Source organism: Pelagibaculum spongiae (assembly GCF_003097315.1).
In the GTDB taxonomy this organism is placed as follows: domain Bacteria; phylum Pseudomonadota; class Gammaproteobacteria; order Enterobacterales; family Pelagibaculaceae; genus Pelagibaculum; species Pelagibaculum spongiae.
The window spans coordinates 972632-987364 of the sequence record NZ_QDDL01000001.1; the positions used below are offsets into that span (position 1 = coordinate 972632).

General features: G+C 42.5%; 15 protein-coding genes. 7 read left to right on the forward strand and 8 right to left on the reverse strand.

All coding sequences use genetic code 11. The features are described from left to right. Positions 1-28: 28 nt before the first annotated feature. The 4 genes from DC094_RS04160 to DC094_RS04175 all read right to left on the reverse strand — a co-directional run bounded on the left by DC094_RS04160 (position 29) and on the right by DC094_RS04175 (position 3531). Positions 29-628 (reverse strand): DUF924 family protein, encoded by a 600-nt coding sequence (locus DC094_RS04160; RefSeq protein WP_116685805.1) that lies wholly within the window; start codon positions 626-628, stop codon positions 29-31. A gap of 325 nt (positions 629-953) precedes the next feature. Next, positions 954-1760: an indole-3-glycerol phosphate synthase TrpC gene (gene trpC, locus DC094_RS04165; RefSeq protein ID WP_116685806.1), complete on the reverse strand. Its 807-nt coding sequence runs from the start codon at positions 1758-1760 to the stop codon at positions 954-956. Positions 1761-1837: 77 nt separating this feature from the next. After that, a complete protein-coding gene (gene trpD, locus DC094_RS04170; protein ID WP_439650630.1) occupies positions 1838-2884 on the reverse strand; it encodes an anthranilate phosphoribosyltransferase in 1047 nt (348 codons plus the stop codon). Positions 2885-2946: 62 nt separating this feature from the next. Continuing rightward, a complete protein-coding gene (locus tag DC094_RS04175; protein WP_116685807.1) occupies positions 2947-3531 on the reverse strand; it encodes an anthranilate synthase component II in 585 nt (194 codons plus the stop codon). 479 nt (positions 3532-4010) lie between these two features. On the opposite strand from DC094_RS04175, the gene DC094_RS04180 reads away from it, so the two are divergent. Continuing rightward, positions 4011-4985: an AraC family transcriptional regulator gene (locus DC094_RS04180; protein ID WP_116685808.1), complete on the forward strand. Its 975-nt coding sequence runs from the start codon at positions 4011-4013 to the stop codon at positions 4983-4985. A gap of 9 nt (positions 4986-4994) precedes the next feature. On the opposite strand, the gene DC094_RS04185 is transcribed toward DC094_RS04180, so the two are convergent. After that, positions 4995-6488: a glycosyltransferase gene (locus DC094_RS04185; protein WP_116685809.1), complete on the reverse strand. Its 1494-nt coding sequence runs from the start codon at positions 6486-6488 to the stop codon at positions 4995-4997. 195 nt (positions 6489-6683) lie between these two features. On the opposite strand from DC094_RS04185, the gene DC094_RS04190 reads away from it, so the two are divergent. Together DC094_RS04190 and DC094_RS04195 are read left to right on the forward strand one after the other, a co-directional pair. Further along, a complete protein-coding gene (locus DC094_RS04190; protein ID WP_116685810.1) occupies positions 6684-7346 on the forward strand; it encodes a LysE family translocator in 663 nt (220 codons plus the stop codon). Positions 7347-7420: 74 nt separating this feature from the next. Then, positions 7421-8554, forward strand: coding sequence for a radical SAM protein (locus tag DC094_RS04195; RefSeq protein WP_116685811.1), 1134 nt, complete (start codon positions 7421-7423; stop codon positions 8552-8554). 186 nt (positions 8555-8740) lie between these two features. Here DC094_RS04195 and DC094_RS04200 read toward each other — a convergent pair whose 3' ends face one another. Continuing rightward, on the reverse strand, positions 8741-9049 hold the full coding sequence (locus tag DC094_RS04200; protein ID WP_255420869.1) for a YkgJ family cysteine cluster protein: 309 nt from the start codon (positions 9047-9049) through the stop codon (positions 8741-8743). 224 nt (positions 9050-9273) lie between these two features. Between DC094_RS04200 and DC094_RS04205 the strand changes: the two genes are divergently transcribed. Beyond that, positions 9274-9672, forward strand: a complete 399-nt coding sequence (locus DC094_RS04205) for a YkgJ family cysteine cluster protein (protein ID WP_116685812.1) — start codon at positions 9274-9276, stop codon at positions 9670-9672. Positions 9673-9783: 111 nt separating this feature from the next. Here DC094_RS04205 and DC094_RS04210 read toward each other — a convergent pair whose 3' ends face one another. Beyond that, positions 9784-10788 (reverse strand): ABC transporter substrate-binding protein, encoded by a 1005-nt coding sequence (locus DC094_RS04210; protein ID WP_116685813.1) that lies wholly within the window; start codon positions 10786-10788, stop codon positions 9784-9786. 403 nt (positions 10789-11191) lie between these two features. Here DC094_RS04210 and DC094_RS04215 point away from each other — a divergent pair, with 403 nt between their 5' ends. The 3 genes from DC094_RS04215 to fghA all read left to right on the forward strand — a co-directional run bounded on the left by DC094_RS04215 (position 11192) and on the right by fghA (position 13853). Next, entirely contained in the window at positions 11192-11602 is a 411-nt protein-coding gene (locus DC094_RS04215; RefSeq protein ID WP_116685814.1) for a hypothetical protein, read from the forward strand. 277 nt (positions 11603-11879) lie between these two features. Further along, entirely contained in the window at positions 11880-12989 is a 1110-nt protein-coding gene (locus DC094_RS04220; protein WP_116686203.1) for an S-(hydroxymethyl)glutathione dehydrogenase/class III alcohol dehydrogenase, read from the forward strand. A 12-nt stretch (positions 12990-13001) separates the two neighbouring features. Next, entirely contained in the window at positions 13002-13853 is an 852-nt protein-coding gene (gene fghA, locus DC094_RS04225) for an S-formylglutathione hydrolase (protein ID WP_116685815.1), read from the forward strand. A gap of 93 nt (positions 13854-13946) precedes the next feature. Here fghA and DC094_RS04230 read toward each other — a convergent pair whose 3' ends face one another. Then, a complete protein-coding gene (locus DC094_RS04230) occupies positions 13947-14711 on the reverse strand; it encodes a hypothetical protein (protein ID WP_116685816.1) in 765 nt (254 codons plus the stop codon). Between the last annotated feature and the right edge of the window lie 22 nt (positions 14712-14733).

Below are 14733 nucleotides of genomic sequence, written 5' to 3' on the forward strand. Positions count from 1 at the left end.
AAGAAAGCTAACATTTAAAACTAAATAACTAAAAACTTGAACCTGGCTGCAATAAAAACTGTAACTCTTCCGAGGTAGACTCTCGTCGTAACACTTCATTTCTATGCGGGTAGCGACCAAATTGTTCAACGATTTTCTGGTGGCGAATTGCATAATCCAAATGAGATTGCATCAGCTGATTCATCTCATCTGGTGCTTCTGATAACAGCTTTTGAAATAATTCGACAGATAATTTTTGATCGGAAAGACTTTCAGAATGCATCAACGGCATATAAAAGAATACCCGCTCAACCCAATTTAAATCCTGGTCATGCTGCTGTTGTAAACCCTGCTTACATAGCATTAATGCCAGATGATCTTGAGCAAAACTCTTAGATTGATCACGCCATATATTACGAGAAAATTGGTCGAGTAAAATAATCAGCGCCAGTCGAGAGCCCGCTTGTTTTTCCCAATCGCTCAATTCACCAGTGGCTGCCAATTCAACCATTAGCTGAAATTTTTCAGCTATCAGTAGATCAGTTTCATCACCTTTTCCCCACCAAAGTTTGCTTTGTGACTTAGCCAGCTCTAATAAATTACTCTGCTCACCAAACCAGAACTTCAACACTTCCTGAGAAGGTCTCACTATTTTTCTCCAGCCAATCCATTACATAACTGCTAAGACTAACAGCAAAAACTAATCATAACGACCAATTTGAGCATATATCCTTTTATTCTAGACAGCTTAGTGGCGCATCGATTGGTACTAGATCACAGTTTAATCGAGCTCTAGTTCACCTGATTGTTTTCCAGAAAGCGCTGTTATGAACCTCTGGCGCATCAGCATCCGTACCAAACAAAGATACGTGCTCATTTGAATGTTAAAGCGCTTAAAAAAGAAGACTATAGATAAACAAACGCCCATAAAAAAGCCGAACATTGCAGTTCGGCTTTTTAAACAAAAACAACAGTCAGCTGAATAACTCTGCCAATTTATCACCAGGCTCATTGGCACGCATAAAGGCTTCGCCAACTAAGAATGCGTTGACATTATGCGAGCGCATTAAAGCAACATCATTCACGGTATGAATTGCTGATTCGGTGACTACCAGTCGCTCATCACCAATTCGATCGAGCAGATTAATCGTGGTATCCAACGTGGTTTCAAAGTTACGCAAGTTACGGTTATTTATTCCGATTAAGCGGTTATTCAACTTGAGCGCCCGCTCCAGTTCAGCGCCGTCATGCACTTCAATTAATACATCCATTCCCAAAGACAGTGCCTGAGCATGTAAATCAGCCATCCGGCCATCTTCCAGCGCAGCAACAATTAATAAAATAGCATCTGCGCCTATCGCTCGAGCTTCAGCCACCTGATAAGGGTCGACAATGAAGTCTTTGCGAATCACCGGTAAATCACAAGCCGCTCTGGCGGCCTTTAAAAATTCTTCACCGCCCTGAAAGAAATCCCTATCAGTTAATACCGACAAACAAGCTGCACCACCCTTTTGATAGCTTCTTGCAATATCAGCTGGACGAAAATCTTCTCGCAACAAGCCTTTGCTCGGAGATGCCCGTTTGATTTCAGCAATTACTGCAGAATTTCCTGCCGCAATTTTTTGTTCCATTGCCTGGGTAAAGCCACGAGGTAAATCAGCCGCGGCGGCCAATTGCTCTTGTTCAGCAATCGAACAAACCAGTGAACGTTCGGCAATTTCTTCAAATTTACGAGCGATGATTTTTTTTAATACATCTGGCGTATTTGCAGCAATATTCATTTTCGACTCTCAATCTTTTAATGCATTCACTAGCTGATGAAAATTCAGTGCGCCAAAACCCAACTAGCAAAACTCAACTAGTTAGAAAAGCACTGACTAAATGCAGCGAGTTCACCAATTTTTTCACCTGCCAGACCCGATGCAATCACATCCTCTGCGATGGTAATACCTTCAGCTAGATTCTCGGCAATCCCGGCAACATAGATTGCAGCACCGGCATTTAAAACAATAATGTCTGCTGCTTTACGACTATGCTCGCCCTTGCGCTTGCCTAATGCATCTTTAATCAGTTTTAACGATTCTGCGGCAGAATCTACTTCCAGACCAATCAATGATTCACTATCAATACCAAAATCTTCTGGGCGGATAACATATTCGCTGATTTCTCCATTTTTTAATTCAGCAACATGGGTTTTGGATGCAATAGAAATTTCATCCAGCCCGTCTTGAGCATGAACCACCATCACATGCTCACTACCCAATCGCTGCAGTACTTCCGCCATTGGCCGACATAGTTTTTCGGTGAAGACCCCGACCACCTGACGCTTAACACCCGCTGGATTGGTCATCGGACCGAGGATATTAAAAATAGTACGTTGACCCAGCTCTTTGCGCGGACCAATGCAATGTTTCATTGCGCCGTGGTGGGCGGGTGCGAACATAAAACCTAAACCAATCTCTTCGATACATTTGGCTACTTGTTCAGGACTAATCGACAAATTAATCCCCGCCGCTTCCAAGACATCGGCACTACCAGTGGAGCTAGAAACAGAACGGTTGCCATGCTTGGCAACCTTGCCTCCTGCCGCTGCCACAACAAAAGCACCGGCAGTTGAAACATTAAACAAGTTAGCACCATCACCACCGGTACCGCAGGTATCTACTGCGCCATCAACCACTGCAACCTTTGAAGCCAATTCACGCATCACACCCGCAGCGGCTGTAATTTCATCAATACTTTCGCCTTTCATGCGTAAGGCGAGTAAAAAACCACCAATCTGAGCATCGGTCGCGCCACCGGTCATTATCTGACGCATTACCTGAGCCATTTCCTCGCGGGTCAGATCGATATGATCCAGCACCCGACCGAGCGCTTGTTGAATCGTGATCGCTTGAGCAGTCATGGAGCACCTTTTATAACTTTGTTTGATTTTAATTCTGAAAACTTAAACCTTTCCAAGACTAGTTATTTTGCATCATCAAGGAAGTTCTTTAACAGGTCATGTCCATGCTCAGAGAGAATAGATTCCGGGTGATATTGCACCCCCTGAATATCATATTCCTTGTGTCTCAAACCCATGATCTCATCCATTTCACCCGTTTCATTCTCAGTCCAAGCGGTTATTTCCAAACAATCAGGCAAGCTGTTTTTATCCACCACCAGCGAATGATATCGGGTTGCGGTATAAGGGTTGCCCAAGCTATTGAAAATGCCTTTATCGGAATGAAAGATTGGCGATGTTTTTCCATGCATCACTTGCTTAGCATGAATTACGTCACCACCAAAAGCTTGGCCGAGGCTTTGGTGGCCAAGGCAAACACCAAGAATTGGGATTTTTCCAGCGAAGTGTTTGATTGCTGCTACCGATACGCCCGCTTCATTCGGAGTACATGGGCCGGGGGAAACAACTAGGTGACTGGGCGACAACGCTTCAATCTGTTCAATAGTAATTTGGTCATTACGAAATACTTTAACCTCAGCCCCAAGCTCACCGAAGTACTGCACAAGGTTATAGGTAAAAGAATCGTAGTTATCGATCATCAGCAGCATAAGTAACTACATCCATTGCAACCGGCTGCAACATTTCCTGCATTCAGGTGTTGAACCTAGCCGGTGGGGTGAATCTATCAAAAAGTTAATGGGCAAAAGACTAACATACTTTCCTGCTTTGGCTGCATTGCCATTCAGCGAGCAAACGCCTACCCTGAGCGAGTTTCAAGGCCAATGAACATACAGGCTTGTGTTCAACCTCGTTATATCATCTAACGATGAGTCGCTGCCTAGTACTCGCTCGTTTACACTAGCCAAACAGTTGACTCGCCGACAAGCATCCAGTTCAAAATACGTTATCAGCAGGCCACCTTATTTGATGCAATTTTTTACAAGATGCAATCAATGGCCCTGTTTATGCTTTGGTGAACTTCTTATTTAGATTTGAAGCCGACTCGTTATCTACACAGTTTTGGAATTTTTCAACAAGATTCACTCTGCTAAAACAAAAACCACTTGGAGGTCTCAACTAACTCATCATGAACGCCAAGCTAGATCTGACAGATTCAGATATGACTCATTCTGATCGTTATAAAATGTCTGCTGGCATGGCCAACACTCGACCTGAAAAGCACCCACCATTCCACTTGGCTTCATCTACATCTAACAGCAGTAATAGCGACTCAAGTAATATCCATAAGCCTGGGCTGGAATTCTCCAAAGCCAATCTAAGCGATTTTAGTTTTGGCAAGCACGTCCATTTGGATTACCACATCGGCGTGGTCTCGCAAGGGGTGCAATTATTTTCATCCCGTAAAGGCATTGAACCATTAGCACCGGGCCGCATTGCATTGTTAAACCCAGATGTGGTGCATGATGGCGCTGCTCAATCGTCCGATGGTTATTCACTGCATGTAATTCGGTTAGAACCACAAACCTTGCAATCATTGATGGAAGATTTAACCGATAAATTTCAACTGCAATATTTGCCTGACACTATTATTGACGACCCAAAACTTTACCGTCAGCTACTACAACTTCACCATTACTCACAGAAGCCTTCAAGCTCACAACATCCTTCTCAGCAAGCCGAACCTTTGGCGTGGCAAGCATGTTGGCTAGAAACAATGGCCAGTTTGTTCCAGCAATATTCCCATTTGCAGCCAAAAACTAATTTTATTAAAAATGGACGGGGGTTATCACTTAAACAGAAAAGCTATCTTCATGACTATTTACTGGCCGATCTAAGTGCCAAACATAAGCTGGAAGATCTTTCTGCATTGTTTGGAATTAGCAGCTTTCAATTCCTGCGCCGCTTTCAAGCGAGCTGCGGCATGACACCCCATGCTTACTTAATGTCATTGCGAATCGATTTTTCTCGACGCCTACTCAGGCAAGGCGGCAAACCAGCCGCTGTTGCAGCAGCCGTTGGGTTTTATGATCAAAGCCATTTCGTACACGCCTTTCGCAAAGCTAATGGAATGACGCCTTCGGCTTATTGTAAGCAGTTATGAAAAACGAAATTAATCATCAAGGCTAATAGGGGGGATTCGTGCCTTCCAACTTTTATTAGCAAACTTCATAACACCTAACTCATCAAGTAAAAATGCAGCCCTTCCCTTTCCCGGTGTAATGTTAGCACCTGTCGGATCGTTCAAAAAAGCCACCTCTTTAGGTAACTCTAAAAAACGACTAAAATCACATAAAATGTCTGGACTATTTTTTTTTAAATACATAGAAATATTCACACAAACTCTTTCATAATCAATAGAACTATAATAACCTAAGTTTAAAAATGCGGAAATAGAAGGTGAAATATTTGTTGCTATCCTTGCACACCCTTGATCATCATTAAAATAATCTTTTTTACCAAAAAAATCTGATTGCCTTTGCCTATAAAAAAAGCCTCGCGGCCCATATTCATCTAAATTAGAAATATTAAAATAAATACACACCAATACTAACCGAACCCAACGATGATCAGAACGCCCGACGTAAATAGCAGTGTTTTCTAATGACTCACAAAAATTCCAACAATCTTTTTCAAATGCACCTTCAATTTTTTTATTGACACTAATCAAAAAATCTGACGATACATTTTTTGACACGGTCATTTGCCTGCAAGACTGCATCAATCTTAAGCTCGAAGCTGAAGGCGAAAAGCTTAAAGAATACCGACCTGTAATGTCGTGATTCCTCTCAAATTCAAAATCTAAATATAAGCCACCATAGAGATAAAGCACCATCATTCTTAGAATATCTGTCGCAGTTGCATATTGTTTTCTTAAAATAAAAACTCGTGCGGCAGATATCAAAGAATGCGACACTAAGGGGCTTTTTGTAAAGCTAAACTTAAATTCTTCAAAAAGTGATTCCAAATCGTATATTAAAAAGTATTTAGCTATATATTTCGGTATTTCAAACGCCAATAATTTTCTATCAGCCCAAATCACAAATTTAACATCTCTAGATATAGTTTCATTGGTTTCAAAGCTACGCCATATTTTACTAATTGCTAAATCAGACATTAATACTTCAGTGATGCGATTTAACGACACTTCTTTTCCTAACCAAATACGATGAATGATGGCAACTCCGCTAGTATGTTTAATTGAAGCTTCTACTTCATCTCTTTTGTTTTTACTTTCAATCGCGATATCATTAATTATTTGATGAATCTTTTTGTGCGCCATCATGATGTTTTTTAAAAAAATCTCACCCAATATTGACATAAGGTTTTGGCCAAAATCACTCAAATACGTTGTTTTAATCTCATTCCAGCCATGATGAAAATGGTATGACCTACAATCAAAACAGGCCAACATCGCAAAATCGATAGAACTAATAAAAAAAACACCGCAATTTTGGCTTAAATAATTGTTTTTATCTAATAGCATGAGAATTTGTTGAGGGATCAACTCTAGACCCTCTCCCATCTTAGATAAATCAGGAAAAGCCGCGCCATCAAATTGCCCAGAAAAACGCTTCGCTTCCAAACTGATTCTTTCTAGCAGCATCGTATCAACCACTCACCCATGTCAGTAACAAAAGCATAGACTCAGCCTTATTGCATTGCCTAGCACTAACTTACCGTTACTACTAGCAAACGATTGCAGCTGATTCTAGAGACAGTGGCCCTGCAATTTTCTACAAGAAAACCACCCTCGATTACGAGATAATCACTTTAATCTGCTGTAACTGAATGCCTACTAATGAACCTGACCCAACAACTGATCGCCCTTGGTATTTTCCACTGGCTGATACTCATGTCTCCCGGCCCAGATTTTCTGATGATGCTGCGGATTGCACTGGCGCATCGCTTAAAAGTGGCCTTTGCATTAGCCGGCGGAATCGCCAGCGCCATCGTATTTCATACCTCTCTAGTGGTTTATGCCGGCCAACCTTTGCTAGAGGTCCTGCCATTTTTACAAAGCTGGCTGCCATGGCTGTGCGGCGGTTATCTGCTGTGGATCGCTGCTTCTGGATGGATCGGTTTAAACAAAACCCGCCAGCTAGCGACTCAAACAAATTTAAAAGCAGAGAAGCCGATTGATATCAGTCCACGCCAAGCATTTAACCAAGGGCTTTTGTGCAACCTGCTAAACCCCAAAGCCTATTTATATTTTATCAGTTTGTTAACCGGTGCTTTAGCAGGCAATGGCACAACCCCCGACTGGTTCAAGGCGGCTCTAGTGGCTGAATTTTCTTTGCTGGCTTTAATATGGTTTTGCTTATTGGCCGCAATGCTTCGTTTGCCTTGGTTACAAACAAAATTGAAAAACAGCACGCAGGCACTCGAGCGAATTACCCTAGCGCTGCTGGGTGGTTTTGGTGTGTTTCTGATTACTGGCGCAGCTCAAGCCTTGGTTCAGTAATTGCTATAAAATCGAGATACTTCTGATCGATTAAAATCCTTTTTAACCGGCTAAATCCACCTAGCGAGTAGACTATGCAAGCTGCAACAGGTTATGAAACCGGGGATGTTCGCCCGCCTAATGAATCTAAGAGTTTAATGCTGCGATTGACCCGTGGTTGCTCGTGGAACCGCTGTAAATTCTGTTCTCTTTATCAGCAACAACCTTTCAGCATTCGACCGATCGAAGAAGTCATTGCCGATATCGATCAATTACATATTTCCGTAAAGCAAATCGAAGCCGTCTATTTAGCAAACGATAGTAGCAAGGTTCGACAATTACTTTCTCAAGTCGCTACAGAGCAAAGAGCAGCCTTTCACAATGCATGGAACTGGATTCGCCACGGTAAATCTTCGGTATTTTTACAAGATGGCAATTCAATTATCGTTAAGCCAAAAGACATGCTGCCTATTTTGCAGCATTTAACTACAACCTTTCCCAGCATTGACAGAATTACAACCTATGCTCGCTCCAAAACTCTGTTTCGAGTTAAAGTCGACGATTTGATTACTTTAAAAGAACACGGCCTAAACCGTATTCATATCGGTATGGAATCCGGCTCAGATATTGTTCTGGAAAGCGTCAACAAAGGCGTGACCAAAGCACAGCAGGTAACCGCAGGGAAGAAAGTAAAACAAGCGGGTATAGAGCTTTCAGTTTATTTTATGCCAGGGCTTGGTGGAACTGAATTCACTCGAGAAAATGCTGTAGAGGCCGCTGATTTGTTTAATCAGATTAACCCTGATTACATTCGAATCAGAACCTTATCGGTATCCGATCAGACAGAACTGTTTGAAGCCCTGCAGTCTGGAGTATTTACCCAGTTAAATGATGAACAAGCAGTCGATGAACTGAAACTGTTCCTTCAATCTTTCAAGGGAATTTCCAGCAAGGTTCGAAGTGATCATATATTAAATTTGCTGCAGGAAATCGATGGTTCAGCTGATCATAAAGAGCAACTGCTCATACCAATTAATAATTATCAACAGCTGCCTGAACACAAAAGATTTTTATATCGAGTAGGCAGGCGGATTGGCGTTTATCAGTCTTTGGAAGATCTAGAGTCGCCTGAATTGTTTCCATACGTTCAAAGCGCTATCGATCATAACCAGCTGGATTATGATAATATTGATCAATTCACCAAAATGATGATGACTAAGTTTATTTAGTTTTTATAACGTCATAAAAAACCAGCCAATACCATTGATTGCCAACCGATTTCTTCACTCATTTTCTTTAACATCTGCCAAGATCTTCCAACCAATGACCCCGCCCTTATAAGCGTAATTATTGATATAATTAGATTTTAAGCATTGTTCAATAAAATTTTGGCTGACGTTATAAAAAGAAGATTGTTATTTGAATTGCACGACAACCGGTACCGCTCTTTCTGTTTTACATTCATACGAGCCCATTTCGAATTCACGACAAATCCAAGGCCGGTTTTCATAAATGGAACACATGAATGTTTCACGATCTAATGCTGAGCACCACCCATCATCCAAACGCAACATGGTTTCAGCACCCCATTGATCGACAGCGATATGCTGTTCAGGAACGCCTGTGTCGGTAATGATCATCACCTCTAAACGACAACAGCAAGCCTTGCAATTTGAACAAGAAACCTCTGTTTTAGATATATTTTCAGTATTAATAAGGTACACATCAGAAAATAGAATATGTTCGGATTTTACCTTAAGTTAACCTTATTTGAAACTCGTGATACCAGCGCTCGTAAAGCGCCGTTGAAATGCCAATTTTCAAAACGATTACCATAAGAACTAGCCCGACACAGTCCTGCTTGGTTTTTGATCTATACCTAAGTCACCAAGAAGTAGCGTTTATGATACAATCGGACAACCATATACATTATGATCATTAACTCGCCATGAAAAACTGCAATCAATGCGGCAAATGCTGCATCAAATATGGAGACGGCGCACTTTCAGCGACTAAAGAAGAAATTTATCTGTGGGAGCTATTTAACCCGGAGATTTCAGAATTCGTTAAAAATAATGATATTTGGTTTGATCCAAAGTCTGGCAAAAAACTAACCCGATGCCCCTTTCTAGAAATTGAACCGAAAAAAAATCCGCTAGCGCCCGATCTATATACCTGCAGCATTTACTTAAACCGACCTGAAGACTGCCGCCATTACCCCAGCCTTATTTCAGAAATGGTTCGGGATGAGTGCGAAATGATTGAATTGGTCGATTTAGAAAAACCAGATAAAGCTCAGAAAAAATTAGATATATTAATGAAAGACAGCCGACCTTCGAGTTATTAAAAAGCTGTTTAAAGTCTTTTTGTTTAGAGTTTTAACGAACACTCTAAAACTGTAATTCCGCTAGTGATTCATAAATGAAACCATCTATAAATCACCAGCAAAAAAGAAGTCTTAAAGATTTTTCAATGCTTTCTCAATAGACATTGCTGCTTCAGCGCTTACCCAACTTTTCCAGATTTTCGGGTATTGCTTGAGAAAGTATTCCATAGACTCTTCACCATCAGCCTGATTGTCTTCAATCCAGGCTAATAAACCATTCATTTGTTGATTGGTATATGAACGCTGGCTGACATATTGGTAAGCTTTTGGCGCACGGGTCGCAAAAGCTTCGGTGGTAATGGTAAACACCGGGCCGGGTGGAAACATAGTGACTTTAGGTGTGGTGCAATCTTCCTTGGTAATACATTGGCGAAAATGCTCCGCATCAATTCCAGAACCAAAATCGACCTGCACCATTTTATATTTACCTAAAACCGCAGTGGGCGACCAGTAATAACCAAACCAAGGTTGCTTGCGCTCATAAGCCTTAGCAATCGAACCGGCCAGCGCGGCCCCCGAACCCGGATCGATCATATCAAAGCTGGCTTGCTTTAATTTCAGCGCATCAAATAAATGCCCGGTAGTTATCTGGCAAACCCAGCCTGCCGGGCAACCATAAAATGCGGCTAAATCTGGGTCTTCGGGATGTTTGAATTTTTTAGCATTTTTAATAATACCCTGAATAGTCGCCAGCGAAGGATCTTGCTTCACCATATATTCAGGCACCCAAAAACCTTCTTGGCCACCATCTGAAAGTGATCTTCCAGCAAGCCGTAACCGTTTTTCTGCCACGCCTTTTTCCAACGCTTTCTTAGAAGAATTGGTCCACAGCTCAGGCGCTATATCTGGCTTACCTTTTTCCAACATAGACGTCGTCGTCGGCACAGAGTCACCCGGCACTAATTCAGCATCACAGCCGTAACCATGTTGCAAAATGAATCGATCGACATTGGCCATAAAACTGGCAGAGTTCCAATTCATATCGGCAATCGTGACAGAACCACAGCTCGTAGCAGCTTGGGCCTGAAAAAAAGAAGTCGTCATTAAAAGCGGGATTGCAGCAAGCAGCGCCTTCATAAGGCCTCCGGCATTGGGTTGGAAATAATGTTTTTCCTGATGCTACCGCCAAGTCCTTAAGATCTCAATCTAGATTGTTCACTTCAATTCATTGCGATTAAAACTATAATTCCGGGAAAATTAGCACCACCTCATTCAGCCTGCAGACAAAGCTCTGCCATTGATTTGAACGCCAGCAAGATCTAGCAACCATCAAGCGACCTTGCACCAATCCAACGCACTGTAAAACCACAACAGCCCAGCATCGCACCATAATTGCCAACAACAAGGCAAAATGCCCTTCTGTATAGAAGTAGCTGCTGATGATTCATTTGGAATAGTTTTTGCTTAGGTTAATTATCGACTGGCTAGCAGCAAGCTAAAACAAAGATTAAAAAAAGCGCCTGTCGCAAGGAGTGTGACTATGAGTATTTTCACCGATCTTTTAAAAGTGCAGCGGTTAACTATGCCGAAAAAAACTGAGAATAACTTTCAAGACAGAAGTTGGTTGATTGATCGTAGTAATTTAACCCGGGTGCGCAGCATTAGAAAAAGCATTTTGGCTGAATTTGGTGTTGATATTCAATTATCCCAGTCAGATTTGCTGGAACAGCTACACCGATATGCCAGCAAAAGCCGCGACCTAAACCTGCCACCGATGATTGACCACTTAATTGATGCTTCACATAGTTCACTGGCCAAATTGTCCCTGCCTAAACCTTCCACTAAGGCAATTGAACAGAGCTACCATCATCAGCAGGAAGTCAGCCCTAAGCCTAAGCCTGCAACAAACAAAAAAGCCCAACGAATTTACCGTGGCCAACTGGTCAACTAAAAACCACCCTTAGAATATGCCTTTCCATTGGTCAGCTTTAGCAGCACAGCTTCTCGGTAAACATCAAACAGAATAATGCTGATTGCTATCGCTTGCATTAAACTATTGGCCAACTCGATTTTTCAGGTGTTGTTATTGGTCTCGTTATTGATGTTGTCATCGCCACTTTTTGGGGTAGTCACTCGTTAACCATTTGACCAACCAGTTAAATCGTATTGCTTATCGCTATGGCTGGCGCAGTTGATCCAGCCGAACCCATGATTGGAGCTATAAAATGATTAAGTCTCGTGCTGCTGTGGCTTTTGGCGCTGGCCAACCTTTGCAAATTGAAATGGTTGATGTTCATGGCCCAAAAGCGGGTGAAGTACTGGTGAGAATCGTTGCCACTGGCGTTTGTCATACCGATGCTTTCACTCTCTCAGGTGCTGATCCTGAAGGAATTTTTCCTTCTATTTTGGGCCATGAAGGCGCAGGCGTGGTTGAAGAAGTTGGCGCTGGTGTCACCAGTTTAAAGCCGGGCGACCATGTTATTCCGCTTTATACCGCCGAATGTAAGCAGTGCAAATTCTGTTTGTCGGGCAAAACCAATTTATGCCAAGCGGTGCGTGCGACCCAGGGCAAAGGCTTAATGCCGGATAATACCAGCCGCTTTTCATTGAATGGCCAAACCTTGCATCATTACATGGGCACGTCGACCTTCTCTGAATACACCGTGGTGCCTGAAATCGCGCTGGCGAAAATTCATATCGATGCTCCGCTAGAAAAAGTCTGCTTGCTGGGTTGTGGTATTACCACCGGTATTGGTGCGGTATTAAATACCGCCAAGGTTGAAGCAGGTTCTACCGTGGCAGTATTTGGCTTGGGCGGCATTGGTCTTTCTGTGATTCAGGGTGCTCGTATGGCCAATGCAGAACGGATTATCGCCATTGATGTTAATGAAGATAAGTTTGAAATGGCCAAGCAGTTTGGTGCCACTGACTGCATCAACCCAAAGAATTTTTCAGATCCAATCCAACAAGTGATTGTCGACATGACCGATGGCGGTGTTGATTATTCATTTGAATGTATCGGTAATGTTCAGGTAATGCGCCAAGCGCTAGAGTGCTGCCATAAAGGCTGGGGCGAGTCGATTGTGATTGGCGTTGCCGGTGCGGGTGAAGAAATCGCGACCCGTCCTTTCCAATTAGTAACCGGACGGGTCTGGAAAGGTTCTGCATTTGGTGGCGTGAAAGGCCGCTCACAACTACCAGGATATGTTGACCAATATATGAATGGTGAAATTGAAATTGACCCATTTATCACCCACACCATGGGCTTGGAAGATATCAATAAGGCTTTCGATTTAATGCATGAAGGCAAAAGTATTCGCTCGGTAATTTTGTTTTAACGGAGATAAAGCATGACCGATAAACTGCAATTAATTAGTTGCAACAAAGTTCATAGCGGCGAATTACGCCGTTATAAACATCAGGCGAGCAGTGTTAACTGTGAAATGACTTTTGCAGTTTTCTTACCGCTACAGGCGCTAAATTCACAGGGCGAATCGCTACCTGCCTTGTATTGGTTGTCGGGCCTAACCTGTACCGATGAAAACTTTTCGCAAAAATCTGGAGCATTTAAAGCAGCCAGCGAGCTGGGCATTGTTTTAATTATGCCAGACACCAGCCCACGCGGTTGTAACTTGCCTGGTGAAGACGACAGTTATGACTTTGGCAGTGGCGCAGGGTTTTATCTCAATGCAACCCAAGCACCTTGGTCAGAGCATTATCGGATGCATGACTATGTGGTCAATGACCTACCTGAGCTAGCCGAACCGTTATTTAACTTTAGTGGTGAACGATCAATTTCTGGCCATTCTATGGGCGGTCACGGTGCTTTGATTTGTGCCTTGAGAAATCCACAGCGCTATAATTCAATTTCTGCATTTTCGCCTATTTGCAACCCAAGCGAATGTCCATGGGGCAACAAAGCCTTTAGCAATTATTTAGGTAATGATCGCCAGCAATGGAAAGAATGGGATGCCAGCGAACTGCTTGGCAAGGCAACCGATCAATTGCCACTGCTAATTGATCAAGGCAGTGCCGATGAGTTCTTGCAGCTGCAACTTAAGCCTCAGGCGTTAATTAGCGCTGCAAGTAAAGCTGATTATCCACTAGAGCTAAGAATGCAGTCAGGCTATGACCATAGCTATTTCTTTATTGCCAGCTTTATTGAAGATCATCTGCACTTCCATGCAAAATATTTGAAGTGATTTAATAAACCATCAAAAAAGCCGAATCACTACAATTGATTCGGCTTTTTATTTTACTTAGCAAGAAAAAATACCTGATTTACTTGAAGAAAACTATTTCTGCCAACCAATTTCTCTTGCAGTATCATCTCCGACTTTTATTAAAGATAATTTATTTGTTGGCTGCCAAGTTTTACTCGTTTTAGGAATAACGCCAGCCATGATTTCTGCAAAATTTTGTGGGTAAAGCGGTTTTTTATCTGGCTCAAGAAAAGCAGCCGGATAATAAGGAGAATGGTCCGCATAGCTATATTTATCGCTGGCACCTAAGGTATGCAGTAACTCATGGCCAATCAGAAAACGTAAGTAAGGTAGCTCAATTCGATTACCGCGAATCTTAACAATGCCCAATTTCAGTTTTTCTAGGCCGGTAGAATGGCCAGGCAATTTTTCAATCGATTTAGGGTAAACCTTCATCACAATTTTACTGTGGGTAGGAAAGCCATCATCTAGGTATTTCCAAGCCCAGTAGCGCAGTTCCAAACTCCAGTAAGCAACCTTCCATGGTGAGCGATCTGCTGGCGCTTCAGGTGGCGACGGTGCGTTAACTGTTGGCATTAGATGCAGTTGGATTGGCCGTTGAAATAACATGCCATAGCGCTCTGACTCTTTAGCAAACCACCGCTCCAGTGGCTTCAGATCAGCAATGCTAAGTGTATCAATGAAATGCTGCGCTTCTCGGTCATCAGAAATTAATGGATAGATCGCGATCCATACCGGCTCATCCCAAGAAGATACCCGCTGTTTTCCTAAAAACTGTTGCCCTGCAACTAGTACCAAAACAACTAATAAAATTGAAATTCTTAACCATTTTGGCATTACGGCAACGTCCTTGCTTCAT